This window comes from Microbacterium sp., assembly GCF_031988965.1.
Taxonomy (GTDB): Bacteria; Actinomycetota; Actinomycetes; order Actinomycetales; family Microbacteriaceae; genus Microbacterium.
In genome coordinates, this window is sequence record NZ_DALZXX010000024.1 from 1 (window position 1) to 17,728 (window position 17,728).

Below are 17,728 nucleotides of genomic sequence, written 5' to 3' on the forward strand. Positions count from 1 at the left end.
CGCCTGCTCCGCCGGCGTACACCGACTACCCGCCGGCTCCGCCGCGTCCCCCGCAGTGAGTGTCGTGACCGACCTGGTCGAGCTCGCCGCGACGGTGGCGCGCGAGGCCGGTGACCTCGCCAGGACCAGACGTGAAGAGGGCGTGCATCTCGCTGCCACCAAGTCGTCCATCGCCGACATCGTGACGGATGCCGATCGCGAGGTCGAAGAGCTCATCCGTGCGCGTCTCCGCGCAGCACGGCCCGGAGACGGGTTCCTGGGTGAGGAGTCCGACGCGGATCCCGGCTCCACCGGGATCACCTGGGTCGTCGACCCCATCGACGGCACGGTCAACTACGCCTACGGCATCCCCTCCTACGCCGTCAGCATCGCCGCGGTCGAGGGCGTCGCCGAACCGGACGCGTGGGAGGCGCTCGCCGGGGTCGTCTACGCGCCGGCCTCCGGAGAGCTGTTCACCGCGGGCAGGGGGAAGGGCGCATGGCTCGGCGATCGACGTCTGGCGGTCACTGCCGACACTCCCGCGGGTGCGCTGCTCGCGACCGGCTTCGGCTACGACCCGGCCACTCACGACGGCGACCTCGACACGGTGCGCAGCATCATGCCGATCGCGCGGGACCTGCGTCGGGCGGGAGCGGCTTCTCTCGACCTCGCCTATGTGGCCGCAGGGCGGCTCGACGGATACTTCGAGCGGGGTCTCAAGCCCTGGGACTTCGCAGCGGGAGCTCTGCTCGTGAGCGAGGCCGGCGGACGTGTCACCAGGCTCGACACGGAGTCGACGAGACCCATGCTCATCTCAGGCGGAATCGAGGTCCACGCGCGACTTCGCGATATTCTCGGAGATGAAACGTGATCAATTCATGGCATTCCCAGGTCTATCAGGCTAGGGTTTATCCGATCGTTACTTTCACCGGCCCGAATCGATGAGAGTCGCAAGCGCCCCCGAGCTTGACGTTTAACCCGAGAGAATCTGTTTTGCCCTTCGAGAATCCCCAGACTGCCTCTGCGCCCACACGCCGATCCAGTCGTCCCCGCATCGCGGCCTCCGAGGCCTCCGCGGCAGGAGCAACGGCGACCACCTCCGAAGACATCGACACTGTCTCCGAAGCGACCAGCACTGCCACCGAAGCCCCCGGCGCCGCCCCCCAGGCCCCGCTTTCGCGCCGTGCCGCCCGCCACCGTCTGAGCACGGCAGAGATCTTCGTCGCCGCCACGGCCGTCGCCGCTGCGACCGCCGACTCCGCGACCGATTCCGTCGTGCCGGCTGGTCAGGCCGAGTCGGCCGTCGCGTCCGTCGACGTCGATCCCGTGTCTGCACCGCAGGCGCCGGGCCCGGCCGTGTTCGCTTCGGCTCCGAGCAGTTCTGCATCGTCGCCGGCCGGCTCAGCCTCGGCTCGCCCCGACTCTTCCGAGGAGGACGCGTTCGAGACCGCAGCTCGCGCGTTCCGTTCCGTCGCGACGGGCAGCACCCCGGTCGCCGACCAGCCGAAGGCATCCACAGACTCCCCGGCATCCGAGCCGTCGACGCCGTCCACGGCTCATGTGGCCGCGGGGCGTCGGTCTCCTCGCCGGTTCCTCGCGCTCGGAGCGACCGTCGGCGTCATGAGCCTCGCAGGACTCCTCGCCGTCGGCATGACCCTTCCGGCAGAAGCGGTCGCTGCTGTCCAGGGCGGTCAGACCCTCGCGTCGACCTCGCTGGTCGCCGCGTCAGGCTCCGCGTCCAAGGCATCGTCCGACGATGAGATCCAGGCGTTCGTCACCTCGTCTGACGTGCAGAACGAGTCGCTGGCTCGTTCCGACAGCTTCTCGACGGTCTCGCTCGTCCAGGTCGCGTCCGAAGAGGGCATCAACTACTCGAACGAGCTCTTCACCAACGACACCGAGGCCGCCATCCAGTGGCCGTTCAAGGTCGGCGTCGGCATGAGCTCCGGGTACGGCATGCGCTGGGGCCGTCTGCACGAGGGCATCGATTTCGTCCCAGGCGAAGGCGCTCCGATCCAGGCGATCGCCGACGGCGTCGTGCGCATCGCGACCGAGCAGGGCAATGCCTACGGTGTCACCGTGTACATCGATCACGTGATCGACGGACAGGTCATCACGAGCCACTACTCGCACATGCAGTACGGCTCGCTGCAGGTCAAGGCCGGTCAGACGGTCAAGGTCGGCGACATCGTGGGGCACACCGGCAACACCGGTCGCTCGTACGGCGCGCACCTGCACTTCGAGCTCATCATCAACGGCAGCACGATCGATCCGCTGCCGTGGTTGCGTGAGAACGCGGGTCGGTACTCGTACTGATCGGCTCGATTTCATGAGGACGCCAAGGAGATGGTATTCTCGTGTGGTTGCCCCGCGAGGGGCAGCACGCCCCGATAGCTCAGTGGCAGAGCACTTCCATGGTAAGGAAGGGGTCGTCAGTTCAATCCTGACTCGGGGCTCACAGTGTTCGTATCTGCGATGCGGATACAGTGCGGCAGGGTAGCTCAGCTGGTCAGAGCGCACGACTCATAATCGTGAGGTCGCGGGTTCAAGCCCCGCTCCTGCTACAGAATGAAACCCCCGGTTCTTCCGGGGGTTTTTTCGTATCGCGTCGCAACGACACGCAGGGCTCATGGCTCTCGACTTTGACGGGGTCTGATCCGCGCAGAGTCAAGGGGATCCCGCGCCGGGCGCGGCGCGCGCAGACTGTCACCTCAGCACCCCGACGATCGGAGCGACATATGTCTGACCAGAAGAGCACCCCCGACGGAGTCGAGGGGATCGACGCGATCGGCGTCGACGCGGATTTCGTGACCAACGATCCGGCCCCGGAACCCGATGACGCGACGCCGGGGGAGGAGCAGACCTCGGAGCGCTCCGACGAGGACTCCGTCGACGTGTCCGACCTCCCCTGAGGCGACAGAAAGGGCCCGTTCCTCGAGAGGAGAAACGGGCCCTTTCACATGTGCATCGTCAGCGGGTGAGCGGCGTATCGCCCTCGTGCGGCGAGCCCGGCTCGTCGGCGGGGGAATGCGATCGGTTCGAAGCGCCGACCCGCGCATCGCCCCGCATCTCGGCTTCGAGACGCTCTGCCTCGTCGCCGCTGATGGCCTCGCCGCGGGCCACGAGTCCGGCCTGATCCGAGAGCGGGATCTGCTTCAGGAACAGCGACAGCACGAGTGCCAGCACGATGAACGGCACGAGGAACCAGAACACCGGCGCGAGAGCATCCGCGTACGCCGTGACGATGCCGTCTCGCACATCATCAGGCAGCGCGTTCAAGGTCGCCGGGTCGATCGTCGAGGCGGCCTGCGAGGCGTCCTCGGGCGATGCCCCGGCATCCGCGAACACGCCCAGCAGGTTCTCGGTGAGACGTGTCGTGAAGATCGTGCCGAACACCGCGGTACCGAGCGAGGCGCCGACCTCGCGGAAGTAGTTGTTCGTGCTCGTCGCGGTGCCGATCTCGCCGGCGGGCACCGCGTTCTGCACGACCAGCACGACGACCTGCATGATGAGGCCGAGACCCGCGCCGAACACGAAGAGGAAGGCGCAGATGAGCCAGATCGGCGTGGTCGCCGACAGCGTGGTCATCGAGACCATCGCGATGCCGGTGAGGATGGTTCCGACGATCGGGTAGATCTTGTATCTGCCGGTCTTCGAGATCGCGATACCCGAGAAGATCGAGGTTCCGATCAGACCCACCATCATCGGGATCATGAGCAGGCCGGAGGCCGCAGCCGAGGTGCCGGACGACATCTGCAGGAACGTGGGAACGAAACCGATCGCCGCGAACATGCCGATCCCGAGCACGAGCCCGATCGCGGTCGCGTTCACGAAGATCGGGTTGCGGAACAGGCTCAGCGGGATGATCGGATCCTGCACCTTCGACTCGGTGATGACGAAGGCGGTCGCCGCGACGACGAGTCCTGCGCCCCACGCCCAGGTCGCGAGCGAATCCCACCCGAACTCCTTGTCGCCGCCGAAGTCGGTGAAGAAGATCAGGCACGTCGTGGCGATGGAGAGGAAGATCACGCCGAAGACGTCGATCGGCTTCTGGGCCTTCTTGCTCGGCAGTTTGAGTGCGACGAGCGCGATGATGAACGCCGCGATCCCCACCGGGATGTTGATGTAGAACGCCCACTGCCACGTCATGTGATCGACGAAGAAGCCGCCGAGGAGCGGGCCGGCCACGGCGGACAGACCGAAGACGGCGCCGAGCGGACCCATGTACTTGCCGCGCTCGTTGGCGGGCACGATGTCCGCGATGATCGCCTGCGACAGGATCATCAGACCGCCGCCGCCGAGGCCCTGCAGAGCGCGGAAGGTGACGAACATCCAGAAGTCGGTGGCGAAGGCGCATCCGACCGAGGCGAGGGTGAAGAGGGCGATCGCGACGAGGAACAGGTTGCGGCGACCGAGGACGTCACCGAACTTGCCGTAGATCGGCATGACGATCGTGGTCGCCAGCAGATAGGCGGTGGTGATCCACACCTGGTGGTCGACGCCGCCGAGCTGGCCGACGATCGTCGGCATGGCGGTCGAGACGATCGTCTGGTCGAGACTCGAGAGCAGCATGCCCGCGATCAGGGCGCTGAAGATGATCCAGATGCGCCGCTTCGTGAGCAGGAAGGGTGCATCCTTGGTGGCTGTGGCGGACATTCAGTCGGCTTTCTGTGATGGTGCGTACACGGTGCGAGCGACCTCGAGCCGACGGCTGACGAGGTCGCTGAAGGATTCTGTGGAGTGGTGATGCAGCAGCTGGTCCATGCTCAGGCGCACGAGGGCGCCCACCGACTGGACGAGCACCTCGGCGCGCAGCTGCTCGTCGACATCGGTGTCGGCGCCCGTGCCCGTCCGTCGGACGATGAGCTCCATGTCGCGCCGCTCGTTCTTCGCGATCTGCTCGAACGCGGCCTTGATGAGTCGGGGTTCCTGCTCGATGATCGCGAACACCGCGGGAGCATCGTCGAGCGGGTTGAACAGCTCGAATCGAGCCAAGGTCAGTCGGACGAAGTCGTCGAGCAGATCGCCGCGACCGGCCACGAACTCCTCTTCGAGAGCGTGCTGCCGGGAGTCGATCGCGGCGAAGCCGAAGACCGCGTTCTCCTTGCTCTCGAAGTAGTTGAAGAAGGTCCGTCGCGAGACGCCGACGTCAGCACACAGTTCTTCGACGGTGAAGCCCGCGAACCCGTGCTCCGCCGTCAGACGCCGGGCGACGTCGGTCAGGGCGCGCGACGTCTCGCGCTTGCGCTGATCTCGCAACGACTCTGCACTCTCGCTCATGAAGTGCAATATTGCACTCTAAACCTAGGAGTGCACTGTGAGGATCGATTCACGATGAATTTGTGACGTTTTCCTCGTGGCCCACGTCTTAGTGGTGTCACCGTCGTGTGACCGTGCCGTTGGCAGACGAAAGTGCGAAGGAGGTCATGATGACACGGGAAGCATCACTCTCGACGCCCGTCGTCTGCCGTGAAGAGACCTCGACGATCGCCGCCGGCAGCACCGTCGCGCTGGCCCTCACCAGAGTCGCCCTCCGCAGCAGGCATTCGTGCCCGCCGGACCGGCGATGCGTGACGGGAGCGCCGTGCCGCGAGCGTCGATGGCCGGCCCCGAGTGGGCGCATTCGCCCGCTCATTCCTCCGGTCTGTCAGTCGTCGTCTCGACGACTCGGGCCGTCACGGGGTCGGAGCTGGGGGTCGTCGTGGGGACGACGGCCCTCAGCGCAACCCCCTGCCCAGCGGGCTCCTTTCCTGCGGGAATGGGGTGCGAGCAGAAAGGCGGAGAGATCCGATTTCGATTCGGTTCCGAACTTCACTCGAAGGATGACGACGGAAGGGTGGCCGCATGGGTGGGGAACGCTATCGCAGCGCTCTCGAGCAGGCCGATGATCGGATCGTCGCTGGCCGAGCGATGGACGGAGACGTCGCGGCGTTCGCGGTGCTCGTCCGTCGGTATACGCCGATGATGCGCGCGTACACGCAGCGGATGCTGAACGCCTCATCGGAGGTCGACGACATCGTGCAGGAGACGTTCGTCACCGCCTGGCAGCGATTCTCGGATCTGGACGATCCGGCCAAGGTCAAGAGTTGGCTCATGCGGATCGTGAGCAGGAAAGCGGTCGATCGGATCCGTGCGCTGCGGCCGACCGTCGACATCGACGACGTCGAGCAGTCCGCACCTGCGCAGTCGTCACCCGACCGGGTCGTGGAATCTCGCGCCGGGCTCGAGGCCCTCGGTCTCGCCCTGCAGGAGCTGCCCGCCGCACAGCGCGAATGCTGGGTGCTTCGGGAGATGGGTGGGTACTCGTACGATGAGATCGCCCAGGAACTCGACATCTCGGTGTCCACGGCGCGAGGACTTCTCGCCCGTGCGCGAAAGTACATGATCGTTCGAATGGAGGCCTGGCGATGACGGACGGGTACGAATCCGGCGAGATTCGACGACTCGGGCTCGAACCCGACGACCTCGACGGGCACACGCTCGACGAGCTGACCGACTATCTCGAGTCGGGACGGCAGCCCGAAGACCCGTCGATCGAGGGATCGGCAGGATGCCAGCTCGCGCTCGACGCTCTGGAGAGGCTGCGGGGACTGGGTGGACAGCTGATCGACGCCGACGCGGCTGCGATGCCGGAGGTCGACGACAGCTGGGTCGACCGCATCCTCGACGGCATCGCCCTGGATGCCCGCGCGGGTCGGCGAATCCCCTTCGCCCCCGACGAGCACGGCGACGACTTCGCGATCACCGAGGGCGCCGTGCGAGGTCTCGTGCGATCCGCCGAGAACGCCGTCGACGGGCTGCTCGTCGGAGGAACCCACCTGCGTGGTGACGTGTCGGTGATCGGTGCGCCCATCCGCATCGACATCGACGTCAGCGCCTTCTACGGGGCGAACATCCCGCAGGCGGTCGAGAGACTGCGAGCCGAGATCGACGAACGGCTGAGACGCCATACGGAACTGAATGTGGTCGCGATCGACATCACCGTGCGCGACATCCAGCTGGTGGGTACCTGGACGAAGGGGACACGATGAACACGGACCGCAGCGACATCGCGCGGCGGATCGAAGATGCGATCCTCGCCACCCAGGGTGTCCGCAGCGTCTACCGGCCCGGTTCGCTGATCGCCAACCTCGTCGGTGCGGGCGCGGCAGCGGTGGGGATCGTCTCGCGCGCTGAACCGGTCGTCGCGGTCACTGTGACCGACGATGAGGCGACGGTCGACGGTGCCCTCGGCATCGAATACACCTCGCCCGCTGTCGAGACGCTCCGGCTGGCGCGGGCGTCGGTCGCGGCGGCGCTCGCCGATGCGAACATGACCGCGACGCGGATCGGGCTCACGATCGCCTACGTGCATCCGCGCGAGACCTCCTGATCCCAGGGTGAGCGCGGAAGAGGCGCCGATTCCCCTCTCGGGGAGCCGGCGCCTCGCACTCGTCGTCGTGATCAGGCGATCGCGCGGAGTCCGTCGACCAGTGGAGTGGTGGGGCGGCCGATGAGGCGGGCGAGCGTTCCGTCGGTGTCGGCGAGCGCCCCGCCCGCGATGCCTGCATCCAGGGCGACGACGAACCCGGCCGTTCCCTCATCGAGACCCGCGGCCCGGAGTGCGGCGAGCTGCTCCTGGGCCGTCAGGGGGTGATACGCGACCTCGCGGCCCGAGACCTCGCCGATCGCTGCGGCCAGCTCGCCGTAGTTCCATGCGACGTCGCCGCCGAGCTCATAGACCTCGCCGATGTGCCCTTCATCGAGGAGAACCACTGCAGCCGCCTCGGCGAAGTCCTTGCGGCTCGCGGAGGCGACGCGTCCGTCGCCGGCGCCCGAGGCGAGTACGCCCGTCTCGGCGCCACGACTGAGGTCGGCGGCGTAGTTCTCGGTGTACCAGTTGTTGCGCAGGATCACCGCGGGCAGCCCGGATGCCTCGATCAGCTCCTCCGTCGCCTTGTGCTCGGGAGCGAGCACGAGGTCGCTCGTGGTGGCCTTGGGGGCGCTGGTGTAGACGAACTTCGACACCCCTGCGGCCTTCGCGGCGTCGATCACTGCCTGGTGCTGGGCGACGCGCTGGCCGACCTCGGAGCCGGAGATCAGCAGAACGGAGTCGACGCCGTCGAGCGCCGCGCTGATCGACGACGGCTCGGAGTAGTCGAGGTGAGCGACGCGCACGCCGAGGTCCTGCGCCTTCGCGACGTCGCGGGCGCCGGCGATGATCGACTGCGGGTCCGCGCCGCGTTCGAGCAGGCTGGCGATGACGAGGCGTCCGAGGCTGCCGGTCGCGCCGGTGACGAGGATGGTCATGAGGTGTCCTTTCGTAGGTGACATGAGCCACAACCGTCCACTCCCTCGCCTACATTCCGATCCATCGGTACCCACTTTGACGTAAGGTACCTACATGACGGTTAGTTATGCGCAGATCCGGGAGTCGACGCCGCAGATCTTCGAGCCCGGATGCAGCACCAGGGTGGTCCTCGACCACGTGATGAGCAAATGGGGAGTGCTCGTCCTGTCGTCGCTCTCCGACGGCACCCGCCGCTGGGGTGAGCTGCGTCGTGAGGTCGGCGGCATCAGCGAGAAGATGCTGGCATCGACGCTGCGCACCCTCGCCGACGACGGTCTCGTGCGCCGGGAGTCGTTCCCTTCCGTGCCCCCGCACGTCGAGTACAGCCTGACCCCGCTCGGACGCGATCTGATGGAGCGGATGCTGCCGCTCGTCGAGTGGGTGGCCGATCATGCGGACGGGATGATCGGCCGGGATTGACTCCGACGAAATCCGTCGTCGAGGTGCGGTTGTCTCCACGAATTCCGTTGCGGAAAGAAAAGGATTGACGCGATAACCGCAGTAGCCCTATGTTCTGAACATGTCAGCTACGACGCCGATCCATCTGGAACGCCCCGACGGCAAGGGGCTCGCAACGGGTTCGCTGGGGCTGTGGGGGTCCACGGTCATCGGGCTCGCATCCACCGCGCCCGTGTACTCGCTGGTCGCGACGCTCGGGTTCGTGGTGCTGGCGGTCGGCGCCCAGGCTCCGATCGCTTTCATCATCGCGTTCGTGCCTATGCTCCTGATCGCCTTCGCCTACCGCGAGCTGAACAATGCCGTGCCCGATTGCGGCACGACGTTCACGTGGGGCACCAAGGCGTTCGGACCGTGGGTCGGCTGGATGGGCGGGTGGGGAGTCGCGGTCGCCGGCATGGTCGTGCTCGCGAACCTCGCCCAGATCGCCTCGGTGTACTTCTGGTCGCTGATCGGCTTCGACCTCGAGAACAACGACTGGCGCATCATCCTGGTCGCGGTCCTGTTCATCGCCTCGATGACGTGGGTCAGCTGGCGCGGCGTCGAGATCGGCGAGCGCATCCAGAACATCCTGCTCGGCATCCAGTACCTCGCTCTCGCGATCTTCGTGGTCGCCGCCCTCTGGCAGTTCTTCGGCGGCACCGCGCCGAACCCGACACCCTTCGACATGGAATGGCTCAACCCGTTCGGGTTCACCTCCTGGTCGGGTTTCACCGAGTCGATCCTGCTCGCGCTGTTCATCTACTGGGGCTGGGACACATGCCTCGCCCTGAACGAGGAGACCAAGGATCCGAAGCGGATCCCCGGTCGTGCGGCTCTGCTCACCACGGTCATCCTCCTGTTCACCTACGTGGGTGTCACGATCGCTGCCATGATGTATGCCGGCCTCGGTGACACCGGAACCGGGCTCGGCAACGAGGCCAACGCCGACGACTTCTTCCTCGCCATCAAAGACGGTCTGCTCGGTCCGTTCGGGTGGGTGCTGGTCGTCGCCGTGATCATCTCGGCCGTCTCCTCGACGCAGACGACGATCCTCCCGACCGCCCGCGGCACGCTCGCGATGGGCGTCTACCGTGCTCTTCCCGCCAAGTTCAAGGACGTGCACCCCACGTACAAGACGCCGTCGTTCTCGACCATCGTCATGGGCGTCGTCGCCTCCGCCTACTACGTCGGCATGACGCTGATCAGCGACAACATCCTGCAGGACTCGATCCTGTCGCTCGGCCTGGCGATCGCGTTCTACTACGCCATCACGGGCTTCGCGTGCGTCTGGTACTTCCGCAAGGACCTCACGACCTCGGCACGGGACTTCTTCTTCAAGGGTCTCTTCCCGCTGCTCGGCGGCCTCATGCTCACCGGCGCCTTCGTGCAGTCGGCGATCGACATGTGGGATGTCGACTACGGGTACACGGTGCTGTTCGGCATCGGCGGCACGTTCGTGATCGGCATCGGCTCGCTGGCGTTCGGCCTCGTGCTGATGTTCCTCTGGTACCTGTTCCCGCGGTCCAAGCGGTTCTTCCGCGGCGAAAGCCTCAACCGCGACACGCAGGTGATGGTTCCCGACGAGCCGGGCGAGTTCATCCGCTCGATCGACGGCGGCATCTGATCGGGCTCGGCTGCGCGCGGTGACGCCCTAGGCTTTATCCGTGCGCATCCGGCTCGACATCGCCTACGACGGCACCCACTTCCGAGGGTGGGCCAAGCAGCCCACCCTGCGCACCGTGCAGGGGACGCTCGAAGATGCGCTCGCCCGCATCGTCGGCTCGGAAGTGCAGTTCGTCGTCGCCGGACGCACCGATGCCGGCGTTCATGCCGCAGGGCAGGTCGCGCATGTCGATCTCGACGACGAGCAGTGGGCGCGGATCGAGTCGCGCAACGGGCGGGCTCCGCACGACCCCGCTGCATCGATCGCGCGGCGCATGCGCGGGGTGCTCGGCGCCTATCCCGACGCGACCGTTACCCGGTCGTCGATCGCACCCGACGGATTCGATGCGCGGTTCTCGGCGGTCTGGCGACGCTACCGCTACCGTCTGGCGGACGAGTCGACGGGCTATGACCCGGTGCGGCGCCACGACACCACCAGTCATCGGGGAGTCCTCGACGAGCAGGCGATGGATGCGGCCGCTCGGACGCTCATCGGTCTCCACGACTTCGCCGCCTACTGCAAACCGCGCGAAGAGGCCACGACGATCCGGACGCTGCTCGACTACCGCTGGACACGCGACCCCGAGGGCGTGCTGGTCGCGGAGGTGAAGGCCGATGCCTTCTGCCACAGCATGGTGCGCGCGCTGGTCGGCGCGTGCACGGCGGTGGGTGAGGGGCGCCTCGGCATCGACGATCTGGTCGTGCTGCGCGACGCTCTGACTCGCACGAGCGAGTTCAAGGTGCTCGCCGCGCGCGGGCTCACCCTGACCGAGGTGGGTTATCCGGCCGACGACCTTCTGTCTACCCGCGCCGAGCAGACCCGAGCCCGACGGGACGGCACGAGCGGATGACCCGACCGGACGCGTCGTTCGTCGAGGTGTCCTCCCCGGCGTGGTCGTTCTGGCGGGCGCTCCTCGACACCTGCGTCGGAGCGATCGTCGGCATGGTCTTCGCCTTCGTCGCGATCCTCGTGATCGGCATCGTGGGAGAGGAGGCGCTGTCCTCCCTCTACTGGCAGGTCGATCTCGATCCGCTGTTCCGGGCGAGCATGGGTGTCATCCTGCTGGTCGGCGCCGTGCTCGGGCTCACCGTCCCGTTCGTCATGGTCGCCGAACGATACGCTGCGCTCCGAGCGGTGGAGGCGAGTGCTCGCGACACCCCCGACGGCGTGGCGCAGAGCTCGCTGCGGGCCGAGCTGAGGTCGGCTCCCGCCGCTCACCTGCAGAAGACCGGCACCGTGATGTTCTGGTGCTTCGCAGGTCTCGGAGGAATCTGGGCCCTCGCGGTGTTCTTCACCGAGGACCTTCGCGATGACCCGGTGAACTGGATCGCGCTCGCCGTCTTCGTCGTGCTCGCTGTCGCCGCGGCGCTGGTGCAGGGGCTCGGCTCCCGCATGCGCGAGCGTGATGCGGCGGTCACGGGTGGGCTCGAGGCGCGATGGACGCACGCGGTGCCCCGCGCGAACGCTGCGGACGCGGAGCGTAGGCGCGCAGCGGCGCCCGCCGTCGTGCCCCCATGGCTCGTCACTCCGAGCGCCCGCAGCGTCCGCCGCGTGGCCGGGGGCCTCGTGACCGCGCTCATCGTCTCGCTGGGCGCCTTCATGCTGTCGGTGTTCATGCGCCAGCAGTGCCGCACCTGCGATCCGGTGTACTGGGATGAGCCGATCGAGAACGGCATCGACGTGCTGAGCCTCGGCAGTGGGGCGGCCATCGCGCTGTGCGCAGCGCTCGGTCTCATCGCGTGGACCGCCGGACTCGTGTTGCAGTTCTCCCGTGAGATCGCGCTCGCGCGCTGGGCGGCGGACGGCGACCCCCGCCGCGTCGACACCGGCCTCATTCAGCCTCTGCTCACCGGCAATCGGTCGATGGTGCGTCTGCAACTGGGGCTGTCGGCTCTGGGGGCGGCGGGCATCGTCTTCGGAGTGGGGGCGATCTGGGCGGACTGGGCTGCCATGGACACGCAGGTCGTGCTCGGCGCCGCGGTGGCGCTGCTCGCTCTCGGACTGCTGGTCGGGTGGACGGACGCGCCACGCAGTCGACGAGAGCGGCAGAGGGTGCGCGACACGATGTTCCCCGGCGATCCGGACGTCGCGGGAATCCTGAAGGCGCAGTGATGACGTGGGCACCGTGACGGATCGTGCGAGAGAGGGTGGTGAAGCCTTCGCCGGCGCGCTGCGCGCTGCGATCTCCGAGCGGGGGATCACGCTCGCACGACTGCGGAGTCAGTTGAAACAGGATGGCAATCCGGTCTCGATGGCGACGCTGAGCTACTGGCGATCCGGCGACCGCCAACCGGAGGGGCCGCAGTCGCTCAGTGTCGTGGACGGGATCGAGGATCGCCTCGGGCTGGAGCACGGCCATCTGAGCAGGCTGCTCCTTCCGTCGAGCCGACTCGGAACGGTGGCGCCGCCGCGGCTGCCGTTCGATGAGGAGCGCGAACAGCGCGAGACCGAGGAGACGCTCGCCGCACTGCACGCGGCGCCGCAGGATTCTCTGCGCGACCTGTCGACGCACATGACGGTCTTCGTCGGACGGGACGGAGCGGTCGAGAGGGTCGTGATGCGCTCGCTGGTGCAGGCGACGAAGGGCTTGATCCGCGAGCTCCCGCTGATCGACGTCGCGCCCGTCGAGACCGATGTGATGTCGACGATCTCGGATGTCGTGGGTGGACGGATCGATCGCGAGTACCTGCATCCGGGCCGGCTGCTGTCGGGGGTCGTGATCGCGCTCGACGAGCCGATCACTGCGGGGAGCACGACCCTGTTCGAGTTCACCGAGACCTTTCCGCCCGGCTACCCACCACGCCAGTCCGCGTGGCATGCCACATCGAGGCCGGCGAGGGAGAGTCTGATCTGGGTGCGCTTCCACCCCGACGCCCCGCCGAGCTGGTGCGAGGAGTACCTCGAGACGGAGGACGAGTACGTCTCGGCGCTGCGAACGGTGCGCAACGGGGCGGTGCATCTCGTGCGGCACGGTTTCGGGCCCGGCATCCTGGGGCTCCGCTGGGGCTACGACGAGTGAGTCGGCTCTCCGGCTGAGAAGGCTCGACGCTCAGACGGCGGTGTGCTCAGGCCCCGCGAAGGATCCTCGCGGTGGTGCGGGCGCTGAAGTAGAGGCTCTCCACGGGCACGCACTCGTCGGCCGAGTGGAACTGTCCGTAGACGTCGAAGTCCTCCGGCACCCGAAGCGGCACGAAACCGTAGCCGGAGACGCCGAGCCGGGCGAAGTGCTTGTTGTCCGTCGATGCCGGCAGCAGGTACGGCACGACGACCCCCTCGGGATCCTCGGCCGCGACGGCGGCCGAGATCACGCTCTGGAAAGGTGTGTCGAGGGGGGAGGCGATCGGCGAGAGAGAGTCCGACCAGCTCACCTCGACATCGTCGCCGGCGAGGCTGGTGATCTGTTCCCGGAGCTCCTCCTCACGATCAGGCAGCGCTCGGAGATCGAGTGAAGCCCGAGCGGTCGCAGGGATGATGTTGCTCTTGTCGCCGGCTCGGAGGACCGTCGGCGCGACGGTCTGACGGGCGGATGCCGCGATCACACGTCCGACGAAGCCGAGCTCGTCGAGCTGCGCATCCAGATCGTCGTCCGCGAAGGCGATACCGCGTTCGGCGCCGAAGGCCTCGAGGAAGCGTGCGAGAGCCGGCGTCCGGACCACGGGGAACCGGTGCTCGCCGATCCGCGCCACAGCCGATGCCAGCCGGACGACGGGATCGTCCGGCCTCGGTCGCGAGGCATGGCCCGCCTGACCGCGAGCGGTCAGGACCGCACCACCGACTCCTTTCTCCGCGGTGGCCAGGAGGTAGGCCCGGCGGCCCTCTGCGAGCGGAACCGAGAAGCCGCCGACTTCGCTGATCGCCTCGGTCGCCCCGGCGAGAAGATCGGGACGGTTGTCGACGATCCACGAGGCGCCCCACCGCCCCCCGGCCTCCTCGTCGGCCAGGAAGGCGAAGATCAGGTCCCGCCGAGGGCGGGAGCCGGAGCGCGCGAACTCGCGCGCGACGGCCAGCATGACGCCGGCGAAGTTCTTCATGTCGACCGCGCCGCGCCCGTAGAGCAGTCCCTCTTCGATCGCGGCGCCGAAGGGTGGACGGGTCCAGTCGCGCTCGTCGACCGGTACCACGTCGAGGTGCGCATGCACGATGAGTGCGCCCGCGTCGGGATCCGTGCCTGCGAGGCGCGCGATCACACTGCCACGCCCGGGGACAGGTTCCAGGAACGTCGTCGGGATGCCGGCGTCCTCGAGCCGTTCCTGCACCAGGCGGGCAGCCCGGGTCTCACCGTCGCCGATCGTGTCAGGGTCTCCGGTGTTCACGCTCTCGATGCGGATCAGAGCACGGACGAACTCGAGCGTCTCGTCCTCCACCAGGGTGCGGGTCACTCCCTCACCGTAATGATCTGCGGGTGCAGGCCCGGCTTCACGTTACGCAGAATGTCCTCGATTACGCGCGGTTACCGAGCCGACGAGCCGCGAGGTCGGAGCGTGCTTCACTCTCGTCTTGTGAATGAATCCCGTGCGAAGAAGAAACTCCTGTCCGTCCTCGGCGTGCTCGCCGCCGGTGCCCTGACACTGTCCATGGCAGCATGCTCGGGTGCGACGGAGTCCGCCTCCGGAAGCAGCGCCGACGACTCCGAGAACAGCACGATCGTGCTCGGCGCGGATGACGGCACCGAGGCGCACTGGACGATCCTCAAGGACAAGCTCGCCGACGAGGGCATCGACCTCGAGGTCCGCACGATCAACGACGGCGTCCAGCTCAATCAGGGCGTTCAGGACGGCGAGCTCGACGTCAACCTGTTCCAGCATCTGATCTTCCTCTCGCAGTTCAACGTCAACAACGGGGGCACGCTGGTGCCGGTCGGGGCCACCGCTGTCTATCCCCTCGCGATCTATTCCGAGGAGTACACCGACGTCGCGGATCTTCCCGACGGGGCCACCGTCGCCGTGCCCAACAATCCGACGAACCTGGCTCGTGCGCTTCTCAACCTGCAGCGCGCGGGGCTCGTCGAGCTGAAGGACGGCGGCAACAGTCTCTCCACGCCCGACGACATCGTCTCGAGCAGCGTCGAGGTGCTGCCCGTCGACGCGAACCAGACCGTCACGGCCCTCAAGGACGGAAGCGCGCAGGCCGCGATCGTCAACAACACGCAGGCGCAGAAGGGTGGCCTGGGCGACGACCTCATCATCTTCAAGGAAGACCTGGACGACCCGGAGCTCGCCCCGTACATCAACGCCTTCGTCGTGCGCGAGGACCAGAAGGACGATCCCCGCTGGGAGAAGCTGATCGAGGCGTATCACAGCGCCGAGGTCGAGGAATCGGTGACGGAGCTGAACCAGGGCAACCTGCAGTTCAAGGCGGACTGGAGCGCGGAAGACCTCCAGGCGGAGCTCGCCGACCTCGAAGACCAGCTGCGCGCGACCCAGTGAGCGAACACGACGGCGGACCCGCGACGGTCATCAGTTTCGACGGGGTCTCCAAGGGGTTCCCCGCCACACGGCGGGGGTCCGCCGTCGCGGCGCTCGAGGACGTGGATCTCGAGGTCGAACGTGGGTCGATCGTGGGCGTGATCGGGTACTCCGGTGCCGGTAAATCCACGCTCGTTCGACTCGTGAACGGTCTCGAGAAACCGAGCGGAGGGGTCGTCGAGGTGCTCGGCGTCGACGTCGGCTCGGCGTCTGCGACGGAATTGCGCGGCCTTCGCGGGCGCATCGGCATGATCTTCCAGCAGTTCAACCTCTTCACCTCGCGGACGGTGCGCGGCAACGTGGCCTACCCGCTCAAGGTGGCGGGGTGGAAGAAGCAGGACATCGCTCCCCGCGTCGCCGAGCTGCTCGACTTCGTGGGAATCGGCGACAAGGCGAACAGCTTCCCCCGCGCGCTGTCAGGAGGGCAGAAGCAGCGGGTCGGCATCGCACGCGCGATCGCGGCGAACCCCGAGCTGCTGCTCGCCGATGAGGCGACCAGCGCTCTCGATCCCCAGACCACGGGCGAAGTGCTCGCCCTTCTCCGGGAGATCAACCGCACCCTGGGCATCACCATCGTCGTGATCACGCACCAGATCTCGGTCGTGCACGAACTGTGCGATCAGGTGGTGGTGATGGACGGCGGCAGGGTCGTCGACAGCGGGGACACCTACCGGGTGTTCGCCCACCCGCGGGCCGCGCTCACCGAGCGGTTCGTCGCCGCGGTGACTCAGGGCGTTCCGACGGGGGAGACCCTGGAGGCGCTCCTGCTCGGCGGCGGTGCCCTGATCAGCGCCGATGTCAACGAGTTCACCAGCGAGCACGCCGCCGAGGTCTTCGAGCGGCACGGTGTGCGGCACACCGTCGTGTTCGGTGGCGTCACCGACATCCGTGGTCGCCAGCTGGGCACACTGACGTATCGCGTGCATGCCGACGAGGGCGTCGTGGCCGCCGTCGTCGCAGAGCTGTCGACGCGCACGAGAGCGCAGCTGCTCCGACCGTCGGATGCGCCGCCCGCTCAGGAGACATCCGCTCGCGGAGAAGAGGTGTCCTCATGATCGCCGTCCGGACCGCGACCGACTGGGGGAGCCTGACCCCCGTGCTCCTGCAATCCATTCAGGAGACCGTTTACATGGTCGCCGTCACGCTGGTGATCGGCGGTGCGGCCGGCCTTCTGATCGGAGCAGTGCTGTACGCCACGCGTCCGGGCAACCTCTTCGCGAACCGCGTCGTCTTCGGCGTGCTGAATCTGGTCATCAACGTGATCCGCCCCATACCGTTCATCATCTTCCTCACCGCCGTCGGCCCCGTGACGAAGGCCGTCGCCGGCACGACGCTCGGAACCGAAGCGGCGATCGTGCCGATGACGATCATGGCCGCCGTGGTCATCGGCCGGGTCGTGGAGCAGAATCTCGTCGCCGTCGATCCGGGCATCGTGGAAGCGGCACTCGCGATCGGCGCCAAGAGACTCGCGATCCTGTTCGGGCTCGTGATCCCCGAGGCGCTGGCCCCGCTCATCCTCGGGTACACGTTCATGTTCATCGCCGTCGTCGACATGTCGGCCATGGCCGGGTACATCGGTGGGGGAGGCCTCGGCAACTTCGCGATCATCTATGGGTACCAGCAGTTCAATCAGGAAGCCACCTGGGTGACGGTGGCGATCATCGTCGTGATCGTGCAGATCGGGCAGTTCGTCGGGAACTGGCTCGCACAGCGTGTCCTGCGACGCTGACGGAAGGCATGCGCCGTTCACCGAGGTGACGGGCGTTTGACACCGGAATCCAAGGCGAACGCACTAGCGTGAGGTGCGATGAAGGTCATCTCCTACAACCTCCAGAAGCACCGTGCCGCGAGCGA

At 67.2% G+C, this 17,728-nt stretch carries 19 protein-coding genes and 2 tRNA genes; 17 read left to right on the forward strand and 4 right to left on the reverse strand.

All coding sequences use genetic code 11. The features are described from left to right. The first annotated feature begins 55 nt into the window (after nt 1-55). The 5 genes from RTM68_RS07210 (at nt 56) to RTM68_RS07230 (ending at nt 2,891) form a co-directional block, all read left to right on the forward strand. On the forward strand, nt 56-850 hold the full coding sequence (locus RTM68_RS07210; RefSeq protein ID WP_312169668.1) for an inositol monophosphatase family protein: 795 nt from the start codon (nt 56-58) through the stop codon (nt 848-850). 122 nt (nt 851-972) lie between these two features. Continuing rightward, on the forward strand, nt 973-2,295 hold the full coding sequence (locus RTM68_RS07215; protein ID WP_312169622.1) for a peptidoglycan DD-metalloendopeptidase family protein: 1,323 nt from the start codon (nt 973-975) through the stop codon (nt 2,293-2,295). A gap of 68 nt (nt 2,296-2,363) precedes the next feature. After that, nucleotides 2,364-2,435, forward strand: a tRNA-Thr gene (locus RTM68_RS07220). A 34-nt stretch (nt 2,436-2,469) separates the two neighbouring features. Continuing rightward, nucleotides 2,470-2,543: transfer RNA gene (locus tag RTM68_RS07225), tRNA-Met, on the forward strand. A gap of 174 nt (nt 2,544-2,717) precedes the next feature. Continuing rightward, nucleotides 2,718-2,891 (forward strand): hypothetical protein, encoded by a 174-nt coding sequence (locus RTM68_RS07230; protein ID WP_312169623.1) that lies wholly within the window; start codon nt 2,718-2,720, stop codon nt 2,889-2,891. Between the two features lie 58 nt (nt 2,892-2,949). Here RTM68_RS07230 and RTM68_RS07235 read toward each other — a convergent pair whose 3' ends face one another. Together RTM68_RS07235 and RTM68_RS07240 are read right to left on the reverse strand one after the other, a co-directional pair. Next, nucleotides 2,950-4,635 carry an MDR family MFS transporter gene (locus RTM68_RS07235; protein WP_312169625.1) on the reverse strand — a complete coding sequence of 562 codons (1,686 nt, stop codon included), beginning with the start codon at nt 4,633-4,635 and terminating at the stop codon, nt 2,950-2,952. Continuing rightward, nucleotides 4,636-5,259, reverse strand: coding sequence for a TetR/AcrR family transcriptional regulator (locus RTM68_RS07240; RefSeq protein WP_312169626.1), 624 nt, complete (start codon nt 5,257-5,259; stop codon nt 4,636-4,638). Between the two features lie 564 nt (nt 5,260-5,823). On the opposite strand from RTM68_RS07240, the gene RTM68_RS07245 reads away from it, so the two are divergent. Genes RTM68_RS07245 through RTM68_RS07255 form a run of 3 tightly spaced genes read left to right on the forward strand, consistent with a single transcriptional unit; the run spans nt 5,824 to nt 7,351 of the window. Further along, complete coding sequence (locus tag RTM68_RS07245) at nt 5,824-6,390, forward strand: RNA polymerase sigma factor (RefSeq protein WP_194764618.1); 567 nt, start codon at nt 5,824-5,826, stop codon at nt 6,388-6,390. Further along, complete coding sequence (locus tag RTM68_RS07250; RefSeq protein ID WP_312169627.1) at nt 6,387-7,010, forward strand: Asp23/Gls24 family envelope stress response protein; 624 nt, start codon at nt 6,387-6,389, stop codon at nt 7,008-7,010. The genes RTM68_RS07245 and RTM68_RS07250 overlap by 4 nt, the downstream gene beginning before the upstream one ends. Further along, the gene (locus RTM68_RS07255) at nt 7,007-7,351 is read left to right on the forward strand and encodes a hypothetical protein (protein WP_312169629.1); all 345 of its coding nucleotides are present in this window, start codon (nt 7,007-7,009) and stop codon (nt 7,349-7,351) included. The genes RTM68_RS07250 and RTM68_RS07255 overlap by 4 nt, the downstream gene beginning before the upstream one ends. 71 nt (nt 7,352-7,422) lie before the next feature. Here the strand turns inward: RTM68_RS07255 and RTM68_RS07260 are convergent, their stop codons facing one another. Then, nucleotides 7,423-8,268 carry an SDR family oxidoreductase gene (locus RTM68_RS07260; RefSeq protein WP_312169631.1) on the reverse strand — a complete coding sequence of 282 codons (846 nt, stop codon included), beginning with the start codon at nt 8,266-8,268 and terminating at the stop codon, nt 7,423-7,425. 94 nt (nt 8,269-8,362) lie between these two features. Here RTM68_RS07260 and RTM68_RS07265 point away from each other — a divergent pair, with 94 nt between their 5' ends. The 5 genes from RTM68_RS07265 (at nt 8,363) to RTM68_RS07285 (ending at nt 13,428) form a co-directional block, all read left to right on the forward strand. Further along, complete coding sequence (locus RTM68_RS07265; protein ID WP_312169633.1) at nt 8,363-8,728, forward strand: helix-turn-helix domain-containing protein; 366 nt, start codon at nt 8,363-8,365, stop codon at nt 8,726-8,728. 100 nt (nt 8,729-8,828) lie between these two features. Beyond that, complete coding sequence (locus RTM68_RS07270; RefSeq protein ID WP_312169635.1) at nt 8,829-10,370, forward strand: APC family permease; 1,542 nt, start codon at nt 8,829-8,831, stop codon at nt 10,368-10,370. A gap of 40 nt (nt 10,371-10,410) precedes the next feature. Continuing rightward, entirely contained in the window at nt 10,411-11,259 is an 849-nt protein-coding gene (truA, locus tag RTM68_RS07275) for a tRNA pseudouridine(38-40) synthase TruA (RefSeq protein WP_312169637.1), read from the forward strand. Beyond that, the gene (locus RTM68_RS07280) at nt 11,256-12,521 is read left to right on the forward strand and encodes a hypothetical protein (RefSeq protein ID WP_312169638.1); all 1,266 of its coding nucleotides are present in this window, start codon (nt 11,256-11,258) and stop codon (nt 12,519-12,521) included. Before truA ends, RTM68_RS07280 begins: the two co-directional genes overlap by 4 nt. A gap of 13 nt (nt 12,522-12,534) precedes the next feature. Next, nucleotides 12,535-13,428, forward strand: a complete 894-nt coding sequence (locus RTM68_RS07285) for a hypothetical protein (RefSeq protein WP_312169640.1) — start codon at nt 12,535-12,537, stop codon at nt 13,426-13,428. A 46-nt stretch (nt 13,429-13,474) separates the two neighbouring features. On the opposite strand, the gene RTM68_RS07290 is transcribed toward RTM68_RS07285, so the two are convergent. Next, complete coding sequence (locus RTM68_RS07290) at nt 13,475-14,788, reverse strand: M20/M25/M40 family metallo-hydrolase (RefSeq protein ID WP_312169642.1); 1,314 nt, start codon at nt 14,786-14,788, stop codon at nt 13,475-13,477. Between the two features lie 120 nt (nt 14,789-14,908). Here RTM68_RS07290 and RTM68_RS07295 point away from each other — a divergent pair, with 120 nt between their 5' ends. The 4 genes from RTM68_RS07295 to RTM68_RS07310 form a co-directional block, all read left to right on the forward strand. Further along, complete coding sequence (locus RTM68_RS07295) at nt 14,909-15,835, forward strand: MetQ/NlpA family ABC transporter substrate-binding protein (RefSeq protein WP_312169643.1); 927 nt, start codon at nt 14,909-14,911, stop codon at nt 15,833-15,835. Beyond that, nucleotides 15,832-16,929: a methionine ABC transporter ATP-binding protein gene (locus RTM68_RS07300; protein ID WP_312169644.1), complete on the forward strand. Its 1,098-nt coding sequence runs from the start codon at nt 15,832-15,834 to the stop codon at nt 16,927-16,929. The genes RTM68_RS07295 and RTM68_RS07300 overlap by 4 nt, the downstream gene beginning before the upstream one ends. Continuing rightward, a complete protein-coding gene (locus RTM68_RS07305; protein ID WP_312169645.1) occupies nt 16,926-17,603 on the forward strand; it encodes a methionine ABC transporter permease in 678 nt (225 codons plus the stop codon). The genes RTM68_RS07300 and RTM68_RS07305 overlap by 4 nt, the downstream gene beginning before the upstream one ends. Before the next feature lie 78 nt (nt 17,604-17,681). Then, a partial coding sequence (locus tag RTM68_RS07310; protein ID WP_312169669.1) for a hypothetical protein occupies nt 17,682-17,728 on the forward strand: 47 nt, incomplete at its 3' end.